Source organism: Leyella stercorea, assembly GCF_019052365.1.
Taxonomy (GTDB): domain Bacteria; phylum Bacteroidota; class Bacteroidia; order Bacteroidales; family Bacteroidaceae; genus Prevotella.
In genome coordinates this window covers 1-17053 of sequence record NZ_JAHQUY010000066.1, presented here as the reverse complement: position 1 = coordinate 17053, position 17053 = coordinate 1, and the positions used below count along the sequence as shown (strand labels likewise).

Below are 17053 nucleotides of genomic sequence, written 5' to 3'. Positions count from 1 at the left end.
GCAAATGTAATAATATCGAATACAAATGGCGATAAGGAGAAAACATATACGATATCAAAGGAGAATTCGTCAATAACAGACGATGCCTCAGAATTTAAAAATGGAGTTCATATTGTATCTATGTTTGTTAATGGAAAACTTACTGATTCTATACAATTAAGAAAATAAATAATAATAAAAACATATAAGTATGAGAAAAGTTTTAACAATAATGTTTTTGCTTTTGGTTTCATTTGCAGAAGCACAAGAATACCGTCCGATGCTGACCGACGGCAAGGAATGGCATTGTTTTCGTAGAGTGGCATTGTCGGATGTAGATTGGGATCCGAACGGAGAATGGACATACACCATAAAGGTGGTGGGCGACAGTCTTATAAACGGTGTCGCATACAAGAAGATGTGCAGGGAGTATACCCAGGATGTTCCGTCGGGAGAAAGCAGATGCACGTACTTCGCTGCAATAGAAAAAGATCGTAAGGTGTACAGCTACCACGAAGAAGGAGATGTTCTGTATCTTGATTTCAGTCTGCATGAAGGCGATTGCGTTACCGGCAATCCTGAATTTGTAGTTACAAATGAAGAAACGTTTGAGGCGAAAAACCGCCAGTACAGACGCCTTGTGCTGAATGGCTACGTTTGGGTTGAAGGCATAGGCTGCAGAAACGCATTTGAGATTATACCGGAAATGGGAATCGAATTGGCGCCGCCCTATATCCTGGAAGACTATATGGTAGAGTGTTACGACAACGGCGAATTGATATTCACCAAAGACGACTTCTATAACACAACGACCGGCATCGAAAACGTAACTGCTGAGGACCAGAAGAACGCTGATGTGTATAGCATTTCGGGTGTGAAGATTGCGAAACCTGAAAAGGGCATGTATATACAGAACAAGCGCAAATACATAGCGCATTAAAGCGTAACGTGAGAGTATTGTATATAAACGTAAAAGCGTCACCTACTATGGCAAAAGCCAAGTGGTGACGCTTTTACTTTTTTACTCTTTTACCTTTAAAAGCACTTTCACCGCTTCGCCCACGGTAGGCACACCGTTCACCACCATATAGCGCTTGCCCCTCACTTCCTTGAGGTCGCAGCGGCGTGCGTTGGCAGCGATGTAGTTGAGAACCTTGCCAAATGTAGCACTCTTGTAGTAGGCAGAGTTGGGGTTGCTCACGAACTGCATCTGCATGCGGCCCTGCTTCAGAATAATCTTCTCGCAGCCGAGACTCTTGCCGTAGCGGCGCAGCGGCACCACCTGCAGCAGCTCTTCGCCCTCGTGAGGCATAGCGCCGAAGCGGTCGATGAGTCGCTGGCGGTAGGCGTCGAGCGCAGCATCGTCGCTGATGTTGTCGAGTTCGCGGTAGAGCAGCATACGCTCCGCACTTCCCGGCACGTAAGTGTCGGGGAAGTACATCTCGAGGTCGCTCTCCACGGCGCAGTCCTCTACGAAGGCGTCGCCCGTGAGATGGTTGCCAGCAGCCATCTCCTCGGCATACATATCGGCGAACTCGTCGTTCTTCAGTTCGGTGACAGCCTGGTTGAGAATCTTCTGATAAGTCTCGTAGCCAAGATCCTCCATGAATCCGCTCTGCTCGGCGCCAAGCAGGTTGCCCGCACCGCGGATGTCGAGGTCTTGCATGGCGAGGTTGAAGCCGCTGCCCAGTTCGGAGAAGTTCTCCAAAGCCTCAAGGCGGCGTCGTGCCTCGGGCGTGAGCACCGATTTAGGCGGTGCAAGCAGGTAGCAGAACGCCTTGCGGTTGGAACGTCCCACGCGACCGCGCATCTGGTGAAGGTCGGAGAGTCCGAAGCGGTGGGCGTCGTTGATGATGATTGTGTTGGCGTTGCTTATGTCGATGCCGTTCTCGACGATGGTCGTAGAGAGCAGCACGTCGTAGTCGTAGTTCATGAAGCCGATAAGAATCTTCTCAAGCTCCTCGGGCGACATCTGTCCGTGTCCGATAGCCACACGCGCGTCGGGCACGTATTTCTTTATGAGCGCAGCAATCTCGGGCAGGTTGTTGATACGGTCGTTCACGAAGAACACCTGTCCGTTGCGCGACATCTCGAAGTTGATGGCGTCAGCTATTATCTCATGTCCGTATACGCCCAGTTCGGTCTGCACGGGGTAGCGGTTGGGCGGTGGCGTGCGCATGATGCTCATGTCGCGAGCGCCCATCAGCGAGAACTGCAGCGTGCGCGGTATAGGCGTAGCCGACATCGTGAGCGTGTCGACATTGGTCTTCAGCTTGCGCAGCTTCTCCTTTGTAGACACGCCGAACTTCTGTTCCTCGTCGATGATGAGCAGTCCGAGGTCGTGCCACTCCACAGTCTTTCCTATCAGCTTGTGCGTACCCACGAGTATGTCTATCTTGCCCGCCTTAAGGTCGGCAAGCACCTCGCGTGTCTGCTTCGCCGTGCGGGCACGCGAGAGATAGTCGACACGCACCGGCATGTTCTTCAGACGGTCTGAGAAAGTCTTGTAGTGCTGGAAGGCGAGCACCGTTGTAGGCACGAGCACCGCCACCTGCTTCGAGTCGCACGCCGCCTTGAACGCCGCACGTATCGCCACTTCGGTCTTGCCGAACCCCACGTCGCCACACACAAGGCGGTCCATCGGTCGGGCAGACTCCATGTCGGCTTTCACGTCGTGCGTGGCGCGCTGCTGGTCGGGCGTGTCCTCGTAGAGGAACGACGCCTCAAGCTCGTTCTGCAGGTACGAGTCGGCTGAATAGGCGAAGCCTTTCTCGTGGCGCCGCTTGGCGTATAGCTTGATGAGGTCGCGCGCAATGTCCTTGATGCGTTTCTTCGTGCGCTCCTTCAGCTTCTCCCATGCGCCGGTGCCGAGCGTGCTGAGTCGGGGCGGTTCGCCCGTGTCGCTGCGGCGGTACTTCGATATCTTGTAGAGCGAGTGGATAGACACATCGACGATGTCGCCGCGCTGATAGTAGAGGCGTATCATCTCCTGGTAGGAGTCGCCCACAGGCACACGCACCAAGCCGCCGAACTTGCCGATGCCGAAGTCGACGTGCACGATGAAGTCGCCCGGCTCCATCTCCTGCAACTCCTTCATCGTGAGCGCCATCTTGCCCGTGCGGGCTGCGTCCGACTTAAGGTTGTACTTGTGGAAGCGGTCGAATATCTGATGGTCGGTGAAGAAGCACAGACGCAGATCGTTGTCGGCGAAACCCTCGTGCAGAGTGCGGTTGACGGGGGTGAAGGGGAGATTCGAGTTTTGAGTTTTGAATTTTGAGTTTTGAATTGTCGACTCCGCCGATGAGGAGTTGCTCAGTTGAGAGTTGCTCAGTTGAGAGTTGAGAGTTGGGAGTTGAGAGTTATGATTTGCAGATAGAGAGTGATCCTTGTTTCTGCGCATCTGCTGCAACTCCTCACTGTCGAAAATATCGCGCAGGCGCTGCGTCTGCTTCTCCGAGTCGGCGAGGATGTAGAGCCGGTAGCCCTGCAAGAGATAGTCGTCGAGCGTCTGAGTGAGCAGACTGAAGTTCTTGTGGAAAAGTGGCTGCGGCGAGATGTGAAACTCGATAGACACCTGCGGCGTGCCCGAAGGCTGTGCGCCGAACTCAACGAGGCGGAAGCGGCATATCTCCTCGCGGAATTTAGACGGCGACACGAGGTGGTTCTCCTTGCGCATGTCGCGCATTATCTGCTCCTGCTCTACCTCTGTAGCTCCCTCCAAGCGCTCGGTCATGGCCTGCTGCGAGAAGCCGTCGTTGTATATCTTCTCGATGGTAGAACAAAGGTAGAGACGGTCTTTCATCACGAGCAGAGCGTCTTCGGGCAGAAGCGATGTGAATGGTTGCTTTTCTTCTGTGAGCTGCGCCAGTTCGGGCACGATGCACACCTGCTGTTTCGAGTCCTTCGAGAGCTGGTCTGCCACCTCGAACGTGCGTATAGTATCTACCTCGTCGCCGAAGAAGTCGATGCGGAACGGCAGCTCCGACGAGTAAGAGTAGACGTCGATGATGCTTCCGCGCATGGCGAACTGCCCCGGCTCGTACACATAGTCGACCTCCTTGAAGCCGAACTCGCGCATCTTGCGTCCAAGGTCGGCAAAGTCGATGATGTCGCCCACGGCAATGTTGATGGTGCGCTCGTCGAGGCGGCGCTTCGACACCACAAGTTCGCTGAGCGCCTCGGGACAGGTGACGACATACAAGGCGTCGCCGGCTGTCTGTGCAGAGAGCCGGCTCAGCGTCTCGGTGCGCAATATCTCGTTGGCGGCGTCGCGCTGTCCGTACTTCACCGCACGACGGTACGACGACGGGAAGAACAGCACGTTCTCGGTACCGAGTATCTGCGTGAGGTCGTGGTAGAAGTAGCCTGCCTCCTCGTTGTCTTGCAGAACGAAAACGGCAGTGAGAGTTTTGAGTTTTGAGTTTTGAGTTTTGAATTGTTGCGACGGAGCGTCGCAATTTTGAGTTTTGAGTTTTGAGTTTTTCTTCCCGTTAACTCGTTCGGCTACGGCTGAGAAAAACACAGGAGCCGATGAGGCAAGTAGTCCACTAAGGAATACATGCCTCACCGACTCGTCGCTGATTGCTTTCAAAAAAGCCCCGCACTGAGGCAGGGCTGTATATACATTACTGATTTCTCTTATTTCCATAGGAATAGGGTGGGTGGTTTAGTGTTTCGCCTCAGGATACTTTCTGAACCAGCCGTCCCATCTGAGTCGCATCACGCCGAAGAAGGCTTCGCCGAAGATGCCGCCGCTCATCTTGCTAACGCCCTCGCGACGGTTGACGAAGATTACCGGCACCTCCTTTATCTTGTAGCCCATCTTGTAAGCCGTGAACTTCATCTCTATCTGGAAGGCGTAGCCCTTGAAGCGGATCTTGTCGAGGTCGATAGACGAGAGCACGCAGCGGCGGTAGCACTTGAAGCCGGCTGTGGTGTCGTGCACCTTGAAGCCCGTAACCATGCGCACGTACTTCGAAGCGAAGTAGCTCATAAGCACGCGGCCGATAGGCCAGTTGACAACGTTCACGCCGCTCACGTAGCGCGAACCGATAGCCACGTCGTAGCCCTCGTCGTGGCAGGCGCTGTAGAGGCGCGGCAGGTCGTTGGGGTCGTGAGAGAAGTCGGCGTCCATCTCGAAGATGTAGTCGTAGCCGTGCTCAAGCGCCCACTTGAAGCCTGTGATGTAGGCTGTGCCGAGGCCCAGCTTGCCGCTACGCTCGAGGATGAAGAGGCGGTCGGCGAACTCGTCGCTGATGAGGCGCTTCACGATGGCTGCGGTGCCGTCGGGACTGCCGTCGTCGATTACAAGAATGTGGAAACACTTCTCAAGTGCGAACACCGCGCGTATTATCTTCTCGATGTTCTCCTTCTCGTTATATGTCGGTATGATTACGATACTGTCGCTTTTGTTCATAGTCTTGCTGTTGAAATGGTTTTACATTGTCAACTCGTAACTCGTCTACTTGTAACTCGTTTACTTGTCAACTGGTCAACTAAAATGCAAATGTACGAAATGTATTCGACACAAGTGCGCTTGTTGCGTTAAAAAACGTGTTTTTATGCGTGTTACTGGTCGGGATTCTCTACAAAACCTTGATATTTCTCCTCAAGTCCGCTCATCACCACCTTGTAGCTCTCCTCTTCAAGATACTTGATGTTGTCTGCACTCTTGCCAATAGGCTGTATCGGTTTGTGGATAGTGAGGCGCAGCGGATGCCATACCACCCACTTCATGTCGCGTGTACGAGGCATGACGTCGAACGAGCCGTTGATGGTGAGCGGCACTACGGGCAGTTCGATGTCGTCGGCGAGCATGAATGCGCCACGCTTGAATACGCCCATGTGTCCGGTGAACGTGCGCGCTCCCTCGGGGAATACAACGAGCGACATGCCGCCCTGCAGCGTCTGTCGTGCGCTGTCGTATGTGGCGCGTATCTTGCTTGCGCCGCGCTTGTCTACGAAGATGTGGTGAGCAGCCTCGCACGCCTTGCCTACGAACGGCATCTGGCGTAGCTGGCGCTTCATCATCCACTTGAAGTTGCGGCACAGGAAGCCGTAGATGAGGAAGATGTCGAACGCTCCCTGGTGGTTGGCTACGAACACGTACGACTGTCCTTTCACAAGATTCTCGCGTCCTTCAACCTTCACCGGCAGCATGAGTATGCGTATGATGAACTGTGCCCACCACTTGCCAGGATAGTAGCCCCAGAAGTGGCCGTTGCCCAATGAGCAACCTATTATCACCATCAGACTTGTTATGACGGTATAGATAGCTATCAAGGGAAGAGCTATCAGGAGTTGGTATGTACGATACAGATATTTCATTGCTTTTTACTTTTTTACTTTTAACGTGATTTCCACAACCTCCGGCTTCATGTGGAAGCGGAATGGTATGAAGGCGCCAACGCCTGTAGACACATACAGATAGCGGTTGCCCTCTTTGTAGAGTCCGGCATCTTCTGTGTTCACGATGCTTGTTGGTCGCCAGCCGAACAACGAGAGCTGTCCGCCGTGCGTATGTCCGCTCAGCGTAAGTTGCGCGTTGCACTGCGGCAGAATGTGTCGGCGCCAAGCCGACGGGTCGTGCTGCATCATGATGACGAACGACTTCGGCGATATGCCGTGCAGCGCCTTGCGATAATCTGCCTTCGCAGGGAACGGCGGGCGTCCGTCGTTCTCAGTTCCTGCTATCACTATAGAGTCGGCTCCGCGGCGCAGTATGCGGCGTTCGTTGAGCAGCAAGTCCCAGTTCATCGAACCTTCCAGCGAGCGCGTCAGGCGTTCCATTTCACTTCTCTGCTCTGCGGTGGCAGTCTTCACGTAGTCGGCGTAGTCGTGGTTGCCGAGAACCGAGAAGATGCCGTCGACAGGATGCAGATGTATCAGCGTGGCCGTGAAGCTCACAGCCTCCTGCGGACGCATGTTGAGCAAGTCGCCCGTGAAGAGCAGCGCGTCGGGATGCAGTTCGTTCACCTGCGCCACTATGCGCCGTGCGAACTCCTGCTTCATCGAGCCGAGGTGCATGTCCGAGATCTGCACTATGCGGTAGCCGTTGAAGGCTTGCGGCAGGTTGTCGAACTCGAGTGTGACGCGCTTCACGTGCAGCTGGTCGGGTCCTACCATCGTTCCCATGAACAACACGTATAACCATCCGAGCACAAGAACCAATCCTGTGTGGTTGCCCCAGTTCTTGCGCTGCTTCAGCAGTCGCTTCACAGCCATGCCTGCAAGCGAAGCCAGGGTGAAAATCACCTTCGGCACGATGAGCAGACCTATCATGAACAGATACACGTTGAAGAACGTGAGGTTATTCGGCGCGAAGTTGCGCATCATAGAGTAGGCAGCTGTGCATGCAAGCATAGCGGCTCCCGGCACCCACCACAACAGGCGCATCCACAGCGTTATGTCTCTGCGTTGGCGCAGATAGCGCATGTAGATGTACAGGTCGGGCAGCAGCGTGAGCAGCAGTATGAGTATTGATATTCTTGCTATCATTGTTTTAAACTTTACTTTCGATTGCTTCGTTACTATTGAACCCGCAACCGTTTCTATTGAATTTATAACAGTTCGGACCGAACCGTTGTCCTGCATTCTACTTCAAGAATCGGCGAATCAGTTCAACCGGCAGTCCGCGTCGTCGGGCATAATCGCGCAGTTGGTCTTCGCCGATGCGTCCAAGCTCGAAGTAGTGCGCCTTCGGGTGTGCGAACATCAGTCCCGAAACCGACGCATGAGGCTTCATGGCGCCACTCTCTGTGAGCCGGATGCCAATCCGCTTGAGGTCGATAAGCCGGTCGATGATGAAGTTGACGCTTGTGTCGGGCATCGACGGATAGCCCACAGCCGGACGAATGCCTTGGAAGTCCTCGCGCAAGAGTTCGGCTACCGACAGATTCTCGTCGGGAGCATATCCCCAAATCGCCCGTCTCACCTCCATGTGAAACACCTCAGCCGTGGCTTCAGCGAGTCGGTCGGCGAGTGTCTGCGCCAGCATACGCTGGTAGTCGTCGGCAAGAAAGTCGTGCTCCAACGCCAAGTCGACCGTTGTGGCGAACACTCCGATGCGGTCTTTCACGCCCGAAGACAGCGGACGTATGAAGTCGGCGAGCGAAAGGTTAGGTTCGCCCTTCCGAGTAGGATGCTGTTGGCGCAGCATAGGCATGCGCACATCGCCGATAAGGATATCGTCGCTGTCGCTGTTGGCGTCGAACAACCCGAAAGCAGCGTGCGTTCTGTAGCGCTTCTCCAAGCGGTCGAGCATCTGTTCAGCCTCCGCCCGCATCTTGTCCTTCGCCTCCTGCGGCTTGCCCGACAGTCCCCAGGCGAAGAAGAAGTATATCCAGTTGATGTACGGGCGCAGCGTAGAGATGTTGTAGTCGGTGTATTTCAACATCGTTAGTTACCTGAATTGTTTTTCTATTTATATAAATCCTGCTTGAACCTACTCTCTGAAGCGTACAGCCTCACCGCGACTCGCCGAGTCGAATGCCCAATTATTATATATAATGTGTCCGTTGCACATCGTAGTGCGCACCTGCCACTGGTAGGTGTGACCCTCCATCGGACTCCATCCGCACTTGCTCTGTATAGTCTCCTTAGTAACGGTCCACGGAGCGTCGGGTCTTACAATCACGAGGTCTGCCTTGTAGCCCTTACGCACAAAGCCTCGCTTCGATACCTCGAAGAGCTTTGCGGGGTTGTGCGCCATTAGCTCCACGAGACGCTCCATGCTGAGTACGCCTTCGTCCACAAGTTCGAGCATCGTAACGAGCGAGAACTGCACCATAGGCATACCCGAAGCGGCGCGTGCGCAGCCGCCCTCCTTGTCCTTAAGCAGATGTGGCGCGTGGTCGGTGCCGATGGTCGTTATGCGTCCGTCGGTGAGAGCGTGGCGTAGAGCGTTGCGGTCGGTTGCTGTCTTGATAGCAGGATTGCACTTGATGCGTGTTCCGAGACGCGCATAGTCGTCCTGTGTGAACACGAGGTGGGCTATCACAGCTTCAGCCGTGATGCGTGGCGAAGTGCCGAACAGCTGCAGCTCGCGCTCCGTGGTCATGTGAGCCACATGCAGACGGGCGCCGGTTTCTTCTGCCAGGGCTACGGCGCGCTTTGTCGATTCGTAGCAGGCTTCCTCCGAGCGAATCTCCGGATGATGCTCTACGGCAGGGTCGTCGCCGTACAGCTCCTGCGCGCGCTTCATGTTGCGGTTGATGATGTCGGTGTCCTCGCAGTGAGCCATGATAGGCAGTTTCGCCTTCTCGAACAGCTCATGCAGTATATCCTGACGGTCTACGAGCATATTGCCCGTAGACGAACCCATGAACAGCTTGATGCCGGGCACGAGGTGCGGGTCGATGGCAGTCACGCAGTCGATGTTGTCGTTGGTGGCTCCGATGAAGAAGCCGTAGTTGACGTGCGACTTGTTTCGGGCGTCGTTCATCTTTGCGTTGAGCGCCTCGAGTGTCGTGGTCTGCGGCTTCGTGTTCGGCATGTCGAAGTAGGTTGTCACTCCGCCGTAAGCCGCAGCGCGGCTCTCTGTCTCCATGTCCGCCTTCTCTGTAAGACCGGGGTCGCGGAAGTGGACGTGGCAGTCGATAACTCCAGGCATAATAAAACACCCCGTGGCATCCACGATGTTGTCGTAGTCGCCACGAGGTGTTTCTGTACCTTCTATAATGTCTGTAATGGTGTCGCCGTCGACAACGACGGATGCTACGCGAGTAGCTCCCTCGTTGACCAGCTTACCACCAAATACTAATGTCTTCATATATCTTGGATGATAGTTATTTATCGTGTTTAGCGCTGTTACTCGGCAGCAGCAGGCTGCGCCAGTTGGTTAGGCGTCGGTCCGTCGGGCATCGGCTGTGCGGGCGCTGCGCCGGCAGGCGCTGTGTTCATGTCCTTCATGCCGTTCATGATAGCCTGATTCTCGAGCGCCTTCTGATAGAAGTCCTTCACGTACGGGTCGTTCTTGAACTTGTCTGTAGCCTTGCTCATGATGTCCTCTATCCACGGTGTGAGTTCGGGGTAGCGGTAGCCGATAGTCATCATGAAGAACACGCCCGGTCCGAGCACGTTGTCGAAGTTCTCGGTGACGAACGTTGTGACGAGCTTGTCCTCTTCGGCGGTGAGTCGCATCGCCTCGTCGTTGAGTTTGCGTGTCACGGCGTCCATGTCGCTTCCGTCCATGATGGCGCGGTCGTGCGTGTGCAGCAGTTCGACCTCTTGGTTCTTCAGTTGGTTGTACTTGTTGAAGAACTTGAACAGCTCGTCGTTGAGTGGAGTGCCGCTAACGATCTGCTGAGTGTTGTCGAGCTTGATGGTGATGTCGCCACTTTCTATCACGAGCGGCAGTATGCTCTCGTCGTCCATGAAGATATTGGCGAGTCGTACCGTGTCGAACGTTCCGCAGAACTGGAACTGGCCGTGTACCACGTCGCATGAGTCGATCTTCTTGAAGTCGTTGTTGCTAAGCACCTTCAGGTAGAGCATGCGTCCGTCGAGCGTAGACACGTTCGACGATCCCTGAATGTTGTACGAGCTGGAGCACGATGCCAGTGTTATTATACCGAGTAAAGCGTAGAGTAGCTTCTTCATCATCTTTGGTTTTAAAAAAAAATGTTGGTTTCTTGTTGTCTTCTTTTATTCTTTGTCTGTAGCGGAAGCCTCTTCCTGCTTCTCTTCGGCGTCTTCCTTTGCTTCCTCCTTCTTCAGCTCCGACGCGATGCGGTGCATAGAGTACATCTCGAGGATGGCGGCTGCGAGCAGCAGCATCACCCACTTGTTGTAAATGAGGTTGAAATATGTCACGGGGTCGGAGAACGAGTCTCTGAGCCACATGTTTGCGCTGTCTACCATGAGCAGACCTGCCAGCACGAAGAAGATGTCGGCGAAGGTCATTATCTTCTTCAGTCGCTTGATGGTGGGGTTCTGTCCTTCATACGCCTGGTTCACCTGCATTGCTGCGAAGAGCAGTGCACCCAGCAGGTATATCCAGCAGACAATCTGCTGTGCGAACATGAACACGAAGCATCCGGCTCCGATTACCATCAGTATGCCTCCCGTGAGGAAAAGCGCGCTTTGTAGTGTATTTAGTTGTTTCATTATTGTTCTTCTTTAGCTTGTTCGGGCTTGGGGTCATCGCTGAGCACATAGATATCCTCGTCGTCGGCTTTCATGAAGTAGCGTTCGCGAGCAATCTTCTGGAACTCCTGCGTACCTTTTCGCATATCCTTAAGCTTTTTCAGGTCGCTTTCGTTCTGCGCGTTGTACTTGTCTATCTCCTCCTCCAGGTCGTTTATCTGCATTTCGAGCTGGAAGCGGTGAAGAAAGCTGTTCTCGTCGACGAAACCTACGGTAAGAATACCGATGATTATAGTGATGGCATATTTATAGTGGCTTATTAGAGCCAGAATGAGTTTCAAACGCCCCATTTGTCCTTTATTATATATAATGTATTACTGGTAAAGACACGTCAGTCGCTGCAGACTAGTCTTTATTACATGCAAACTTACTACAAATTTTTCATATTTCGACTGCTGCGCCCATTTTTTAGGGTTTATTATATAAACGGATTGTTTGGATATGCAAAAAATAGTTAACTTTGCATCGGTTCAAAAATCAGGAATAACAACATCAATAGTAAGTAATATGAAGAAATTCATTGGAGTAGCCTTGGCTGCAGCGTGTGCTTGCCCTTCGCAAGCCGCCGGCGAGCAGACCAAGCTCGACACTACCCGTGTGAACAACCTCAACGAGGTGGTAGTGAAGGCTGTGAGAGCCCCGAAGAGTTCACCGTTTGCAGTAGAGAATATCAAGAAGACCGAGCTCGAGCGCTTTGCCTCTTCAGGCAAGGAGCTGCCTTGGCTCTTCGCCCGCACACCGGGTGTGCTCGCGTGGAGCGAGAACGGCGTGGGCACCGGCACCGTCTATATGCGTATGCGTGGCGCTGCTGACAGCCGCATCAACGTCACGGTAGATGGTGTGCCTCTCAACTCGCCCGAAGACCAGTGCGTGTTCTGGGCTAATATGAACAGCTACGCTGCTCTTATGGGCAGCGCGCAGATACAGCGTGGCGTGGGTGCGTCTACCAACGGCGACGGAGCCTTCGGCGGTTCGGTGTCGCTCGCTACAGCCGCTCCGTCGCTTAAACCTACCGTAGAGGTGACGGGTTCTTACGGTTCGTTCAACACCTATCGCGTCGGAGGCAACTTCTCTACAGGTCTGCTTGCCGACCACTTCATCATCGACGGCGCTTATCACGAGACCAACACCGACGGATACATCCACGGCACAGGCGGACGCTCTGGCTCTTACTACGGCGGACTCACTTGGCTCGGCGACCGCTTCAAACTGTCGTACAAGAACATCGGCAACTTCGAGCACACGGGTCAGGCGTGGAACGGCGTTGCGGCGTGCAACTACGACGGCGATACCGACCTCAAGGCGTGGGGCATCAACAGCTATAAGGATATGTGGAAACACGGACTGGGCAAGTTCAACTCGCTCTACGAGGAACTTGTAATACCGATGGACGACAACTGGGCTGCCGATCCTACAAAGCCGCTCACCACAGAACGCTACAAGATGCGCGACGGATCGTACTGGAAGCAGACTACCGACAACTTCGAGCAGAGCCACAACATACTCAACTTCACCTGGCAGCCTGCCGACATGCGCTGGAGCCACTCCGTAACGGCTCACTACACATACGGCTACGGCTACTACACCGAGTTCAAGAAAGACACAAAGCTGGCTTCTAAGTTCGGCATCAACGAGATGTACGAGAAGAATGGCGAGCTGAAGCCCGTAAAGTCGGACGCTATACGCAAGAAGGGCCTTACACAGAACAACTACGGCGCTCTCTACAACGTCAACTACAAGGACGCTCTGTGGGACGTAATGGGCGGCTTCAGCATGCAGCTCTTCCGTTGCAACCACTGGGGCAAGGTGACGTACATCGCTGACGAGGCTCTTGAGAAGAAATACTTCACCGACGGCAGATACAAGTACTACGACTCGGACGCCAACAAGAACGACTGGAGCTGGTTCTTCAAGGCTAACCGCAAGTTCGGCAACGGCTGGAACTGGTTCCTCGACATGCAGATGCGCTACGTCAACTATAACACCGACGGACTCAACGACCACTTCGAGCAGGGCGCCGACGGCAACTACAAGAACCAGAGCATCGACATCAACGAGAACTACTTCTTCGTGAACCCGAAGGCTGGCATCAGCTACGACGCCAACGGACACAAGGCTTACGCTTCTATCGCTTACGCCAACCGCGAGCCCGAGCGTAACAACTTCACCGACAACATCGGCTACGGCAATCCGTCGCCGGAGCGTCTGCTCGACTTGGAGTGGGGCTATCAGTATCAGGGCGAGAACTGGTTCGCCGGTGTCAACTTCTACTATATGAAGTACGTCAACCAGTTCGTAATGACCGGCGAGAAGAGCGACATCGGCGAGTCGCTGACACGCAACATCAAGGACTCTTACCGTCTCGGTGCTGAGGTGTCTGCAGGCTGGAGCCCGCTGTCTTGGCTCTCTCTTGAGGGCAACGCCGCTCTGAGCCGCAACCGTCTGAAGAACTTCAAGGAGTGTGTGGAAAGCTGGGACGGTCCTGCTGTATGGAACACATACAAGAGCTCTACCATAGCATTCTCGCCGTCGGCTATCCTCAACGGCTTCGTCGACGTTCACTTCGCTGGCTTCCGCGCTACATGGCACACCAACTTCGTGAGCAAGCAGTATCTCGACAACACCGAGAGCTCTGAGCGCTCGCTGCCGTGCTACTCGCAGACCAACGTCAACGCTTCGTACACGTTCAACTTCGCTAAGCGTGTGCTCGGCTTGAAGCAGGTGGTGCTTGGTGCCGACTTCAACAATATCTTCGACCGCCACTACGCTGCGTCTGGCTACGTCTACTACGACTGGTATAACAACAACAAGCGCAACTCTACCGTGGCTTACATCCCGATGGCTGGCTTCAACTGCCTCGGAACCGTAACGCTGAAGTTCTAAAAAAAGCCCCTCCCCATCCCTCCCCGTCGGGGAGGGGCGCATGGCAGAGTGATACATGCTTTGCTTCTTTTTTAAAAAGGTTGCATGGCAGAGTGATACATGCTTTGTCTCTTTTTAAAAAGGTTGCATGGCAGAGTGATACATGCTTTGTTTCTTTTTTAAAAGGTTGCAGGGCAGAGTGATACATGCTTTGTTTCTTTTTTAAAAGGTTGCAGGGCAAAGTGATACATTTTTGTAATTAATAATTCAATCCTCTCTCTCCTCCCCGATGGGGAGGTCGGGAGGGGCTGTTTTTTTAAATTGTTATGACTGAATTTCTCTCCACTCATTGGCTCGACATTGTAACGACAATACTCGGGCTAATCTATCTTGTCCTCGAATATCGTGCGAGCATAGCGCTTTGGGTAGTGGGCATCGTGATGCCCGCCATGGACATCTACCTCTACTGGAGCCACGGACTCTACGGCGACGCTGGCATGGCTGTCTACTACACGCTGGCTGCGATATACGGCTACGCCGTGTGGAAGTTCGGAGCGAAATGGAAGCGGATGCTGAAGCGTAAGGCTTCGGGGGCAACTGGCTCAGATAAAGCTCTTGACGCCGATGGCTCAGATAAAGCAGTAGATGTTGCAGGCTCAGATAAAGCAGTGTATGCTGCAGGCGGTTCTTCCGAAGAGCTTCCGATAACGTTCTTCCCGCGCCGCCTTATCCTGCGCACGCTCGGCTTCTTCCTCCTCGCATGGGCTGCTACCTATTACGTTCTCGTGGCTTACACCAACAGCACCGTGCCCTTGCTCGACGCGTTCACCAACGCTCTCAGCTTTGTCGGCTTGTGGGCTTTGGCGCGCAAGTACGTAGAGCAGTGGCTGTTCTGGATAGCCGTAGACGTGGTCTGCTGCTATCTGTATGTGGTGAAAGGCATACCATTCAAGGCTGGGTTGTACGGCCTGTATGTCGTGATAGCGGTCATGGGATACATAAAGTGGAAGGGCCTTGCGAAAAAGGCATAACTCATCTGGATGCTCCAGGGAAACCTGGGGCATCCTTTTTGTTTTTGAGGGGGCTGGGCTGGCTATGGGGCTGGGTTGGTTAGGGGGTCTGGGTTGGCTAGGGTTCTAGAAAGCCTAGAAAGCCTAGAGCTCCTAGCTCCCCTAGCTTTCAAAGCCTTTGAGCTTTTCCTTCAGCCCTTTTATCTCTGCCTCCTGCCTATAATACGCCTTCAGCGCTCTTTGCTTTATATCCTCGAAGGCTGCCTTCCATTTCGCAGCCTCCGCCTGCGCTTCGGCAAGAGCCTGCTTCAGGCGTGGCAGCTCCTCCTCCAGCTGCTTCAGGCGTGCGTCCTGCTGCTGTCGGTAGGCGGTGCGGGCGCGGTGCATGCGCTCCTTGATGCCACCCTCGGTGATGAACTCCTGCTCAAGCTTCTTCAGAAACGACATCATCATCTTGTCGATGAAATGGCAGAGCGTGATGGCGTAGTTGCACATCTGTTCGTCGCTCCACTGCTGGAAGAACGGAGCGTAGTCGGGCAGGCGGTTGTGGTGGCGGCAGTAGTCGAGCATATCGGTGTAGCGCTGGTCGCCGGCAACGTAGAACTGCAGGTGGCGCGACTTGATATAGTCCTCGAAGTCTTCGCGCAACTCCTTCAGCGAGGCGCGTGCCACGTTGAGCAGCTTCAGCTGCATCTCCGTCGATGCTACACCGTCAGCCAAACCCTCGACGATGTTCTGCTTGCAGGAGCGTGCCGCCTGAATCACCTGGTCGCGTGTTCGGTCTTTGTATAAATGAATGAAGCGGTCGCAGAAAGCGAATGCCAGCTGATACACCACATCCGACTTCTGGTAGAAGTAGAGCGTGTCCCAGTTGCGCTGCTGATTCAGTACGTGTAGAGTGTTCGGGTCTTCAGCCATAGCGGGTTAATAGTTTGATTGTCTGTCGCAAATTTAAAGAAAAATGTAAAGAGGCACAAGCGTATCCATAACAAATTCACATTTATTTCGTACTTTTGTCCGTCGAAACATACATGTTCAGCCGGCAGATAACGTCGGCTGAGAAATACACGATAATTATGGACAATCCTTCAGACACAATAAAGGCTACTTCTGATTCGGCGACTGCCACTTCGGACAACACAGAATTTCTTGCGTCGCTCCAGCCCGACGCCTTCGACGCCGTGATAGTAGCCGGCGGCGACTTCCCTACGCACCATGTTCCGCTTGCCGTGATGGAGCGTGTACGGATGCTTGTGGCATGCGATTCGGCAGGCGAGGAACTCGTACGCCGTGGCTACAAGCCGACGGCTATAGTGGGCGACTGCGACTCGATGTCGGCGGAGTTTCGTGCGGAGCATACAGACATTATATATAAGGTGGAGGAGCAGGACTACAACGACCTCACGAAGGCTACGCGGTTCTGCACGGAGCGCGGTTGCCGCCGCATTGCCTACGTCGGAGCAACGGGCAAGCGCGAGGATCACACGCTGGGCAACATCTCGCTGCTCGACTTCTACCGCCGCGAACTGCATGTAGACGCCCTGATGCTCACCGACTACGGTGTGTTCATCCCGGCTGCTGGCGAAACCGCAATAAGAACTTTCGCCGGACAGCAGATAAGCATCTTCAATCTCTCATGCACGCAGATCGACGGCGACGGACTGCGCTGGCAGCCATACGCCTTCTCCGCATTCTGGCAGGGTACGCTCAACGAGGCGTTTGGCGAGAGCGTCACGTTGCGTGGCGACGGAAACTACATAGTGTATGCTGCTTACAAATTGTAGCCTATTTTTTGACATATTAACACCTCGCAGTGCGTAATCAAAACGCAAATCGGCGTGTGAAAGTAAAATAAGTTATTTTAATTGCAGAATGTCGCTACAAGTGTCAATTTTCGTGTGAAAATTCACTTTAGGCGACATTTTGTGTTTAATTATGAAATATGTTGAATAACGTTAAATACGTGAAGTTTTCTTGAGAAATGTTTGGAAGTTATAAAAACATTACCCGTTGGCGGAATTAATTTAAGTTGATAAATATGAGTAAAAAGTTGCACA

At 53.6% G+C, this 17053-nt stretch carries 14 protein-coding genes; 4 read left to right on the top strand and 10 right to left on the bottom strand.

The genetic code is table 11. From position 1 onward, the window contains the following. The first annotated feature begins 190 nt into the window (after positions 1-190). A complete protein-coding gene (locus KTQ90_RS10595) occupies positions 191-919 on the top strand; it encodes a hypothetical protein (protein ID WP_217318401.1) in 729 nt (242 codons plus the stop codon). Positions 920-1000: 81 nt separating this feature from the next. Here the strand turns inward: KTQ90_RS10595 and mfd are convergent, their stop codons facing one another. The 9 genes from mfd to KTQ90_RS10550 form a co-directional block, all read right to left on the bottom strand. After that, positions 1001-4627: a transcription-repair coupling factor gene (gene mfd, locus KTQ90_RS10590; RefSeq protein WP_217318400.1), complete on the bottom strand. Its 3627-nt coding sequence runs from the start codon at positions 4625-4627 to the stop codon at positions 1001-1003. Between the two features lie 18 nt (positions 4628-4645). Next, entirely contained in the window at positions 4646-5395 is a 750-nt protein-coding gene (locus KTQ90_RS10585) for a polyprenol monophosphomannose synthase (protein WP_217318399.1), read from the bottom strand. A 152-nt stretch (positions 5396-5547) separates the two neighbouring features. After that, positions 5548-6306, bottom strand: coding sequence for a lysophospholipid acyltransferase family protein (locus KTQ90_RS10580; RefSeq protein ID WP_217318398.1), 759 nt, complete (start codon positions 6304-6306; stop codon positions 5548-5550). A gap of 6 nt (positions 6307-6312) precedes the next feature. Next, on the bottom strand, positions 6313-7476 hold the full coding sequence (locus KTQ90_RS10575; protein ID WP_217318397.1) for a metallophosphoesterase: 1164 nt from the start codon (positions 7474-7476) through the stop codon (positions 6313-6315). 97 nt (positions 7477-7573) lie between these two features. Continuing rightward, on the bottom strand, positions 7574-8374 hold the full coding sequence (locus KTQ90_RS10570) for a vitamin B12 dependent-methionine synthase activation domain-containing protein (RefSeq protein WP_217318396.1): 801 nt from the start codon (positions 8372-8374) through the stop codon (positions 7574-7576). 48 nt (positions 8375-8422) lie between these two features. Then, a complete protein-coding gene (locus KTQ90_RS10565) occupies positions 8423-9748 on the bottom strand; it encodes a dihydroorotase (RefSeq protein ID WP_217318395.1) in 1326 nt (441 codons plus the stop codon). A gap of 38 nt (positions 9749-9786) precedes the next feature. Further along, positions 9787-10578, bottom strand: coding sequence for a DUF4369 domain-containing protein (locus KTQ90_RS10560; RefSeq protein ID WP_217318402.1), 792 nt, complete (start codon positions 10576-10578; stop codon positions 9787-9789). Between the two features lie 45 nt (positions 10579-10623). Continuing rightward, positions 10624-11085, bottom strand: coding sequence for a hypothetical protein (locus KTQ90_RS10555; protein WP_217318394.1), 462 nt, complete (start codon positions 11083-11085; stop codon positions 10624-10626). Then, positions 11085-11414: an FtsB family cell division protein gene (locus KTQ90_RS10550; RefSeq protein WP_022158266.1), complete on the bottom strand. Its 330-nt coding sequence runs from the start codon at positions 11412-11414 to the stop codon at positions 11085-11087. Before KTQ90_RS10550 ends, KTQ90_RS10555 begins: the two co-directional genes overlap by 1 nt. Positions 11415-11631: 217 nt before the next feature. Between KTQ90_RS10550 and KTQ90_RS10545 the strand changes: the two genes are divergently transcribed. After that, positions 11632-14007 carry a TonB-dependent receptor gene (locus KTQ90_RS10545; protein ID WP_217318393.1) on the top strand — a complete coding sequence of 792 codons (2376 nt, stop codon included), beginning with the start codon at positions 11632-11634 and terminating at the stop codon, positions 14005-14007. A gap of 305 nt (positions 14008-14312) precedes the next feature. Then, entirely contained in the window at positions 14313-15017 is a 705-nt protein-coding gene (gene pnuC / locus KTQ90_RS10540) for a nicotinamide riboside transporter PnuC (protein ID WP_217318392.1), read from the top strand. Between the two features lie 141 nt (positions 15018-15158). On the opposite strand, the gene KTQ90_RS10535 is transcribed toward pnuC, so the two are convergent. Beyond that, on the bottom strand, positions 15159-15914 hold the full coding sequence (locus KTQ90_RS10535; RefSeq protein ID WP_022158269.1) for a four helix bundle suffix domain-containing protein: 756 nt from the start codon (positions 15912-15914) through the stop codon (positions 15159-15161). Between the two features lie 158 nt (positions 15915-16072). Here KTQ90_RS10535 and KTQ90_RS10530 point away from each other — a divergent pair, with 158 nt between their 5' ends. Beyond that, positions 16073-16780: a thiamine diphosphokinase gene (locus KTQ90_RS10530; RefSeq protein ID WP_217318391.1), complete on the top strand. Its 708-nt coding sequence runs from the start codon at positions 16073-16075 to the stop codon at positions 16778-16780. The last annotated feature ends 273 nt before the right edge of the window (positions 16781-17053 follow it).

What these genes read in the sequence shown, in the direction of transcription:
- KTQ90_RS10550 (WP_022158266.1), bottom strand. Translation starts at nt 11,414, where the DNA reads ATGGGGCGTTTGAAACTCATTCTGGCTCTAATAAGCCACTATAAATAT.
- KTQ90_RS10560 (WP_217318402.1), bottom strand. Translation starts at nt 10,578, where the DNA reads ATGAAGAAGCTACTCTACGCTTTACTCGGTATAATAACACTGGCATCG.
- KTQ90_RS10575 (WP_217318397.1), bottom strand. Translation starts at nt 7,476, where the DNA reads ATGATAGCAAGAATATCAATACTCATACTGCTGCTCACGCTGCTGCCC.
- KTQ90_RS10570 (WP_217318396.1), bottom strand. Translation starts at nt 8,374, where the DNA reads ATGTTGAAATACACCGACTACAACATCTCTACGCTGCGCCCGTACATC.
- KTQ90_RS10545 (WP_217318393.1), top strand. Translation starts at nt 11,632, where the DNA reads ATGAAGAAATTCATTGGAGTAGCCTTGGCTGCAGCGTGTGCTTGCCCT.
- pnuC (WP_217318392.1), top strand. Translation starts at nt 14,313, where the DNA reads ATGACTGAATTTCTCTCCACTCATTGGCTCGACATTGTAACGACAATA.
- KTQ90_RS10585 (WP_217318399.1), bottom strand. Translation starts at nt 5,395, where the DNA reads ATGAACAAAAGCGACAGTATCGTAATCATACCGACATATAACGAGAAG.
- KTQ90_RS10595 (WP_217318401.1), top strand. Translation starts at nt 191, where the DNA reads ATGAGAAAAGTTTTAACAATAATGTTTTTGCTTTTGGTTTCATTTGCA.
- KTQ90_RS10530 (WP_217318391.1), top strand. Translation starts at nt 16,073, where the DNA reads ATGGACAATCCTTCAGACACAATAAAGGCTACTTCTGATTCGGCGACT.
- KTQ90_RS10535 (WP_022158269.1), bottom strand. Translation starts at nt 15,914, where the DNA reads ATGGCTGAAGACCCGAACACTCTACACGTACTGAATCAGCAGCGCAAC.
- KTQ90_RS10565 (WP_217318395.1), bottom strand. Translation starts at nt 9,748, where the DNA reads ATGAAGACATTAGTATTTGGTGGTAAGCTGGTCAACGAGGGAGCTACT.
- KTQ90_RS10555 (WP_217318394.1), bottom strand. Translation starts at nt 11,085, where the DNA reads ATGAAACAACTAAATACACTACAAAGCGCGCTTTTCCTCACGGGAGGC.
- KTQ90_RS10580 (WP_217318398.1), bottom strand. Translation starts at nt 6,306, where the DNA reads ATGAAATATCTGTATCGTACATACCAACTCCTGATAGCTCTTCCCTTG.
- mfd (WP_217318400.1), bottom strand. Translation starts at nt 4,627, where the DNA reads ATGGAAATAAGAGAAATCAGTAATGTATATACAGCCCTGCCTCAGTGC.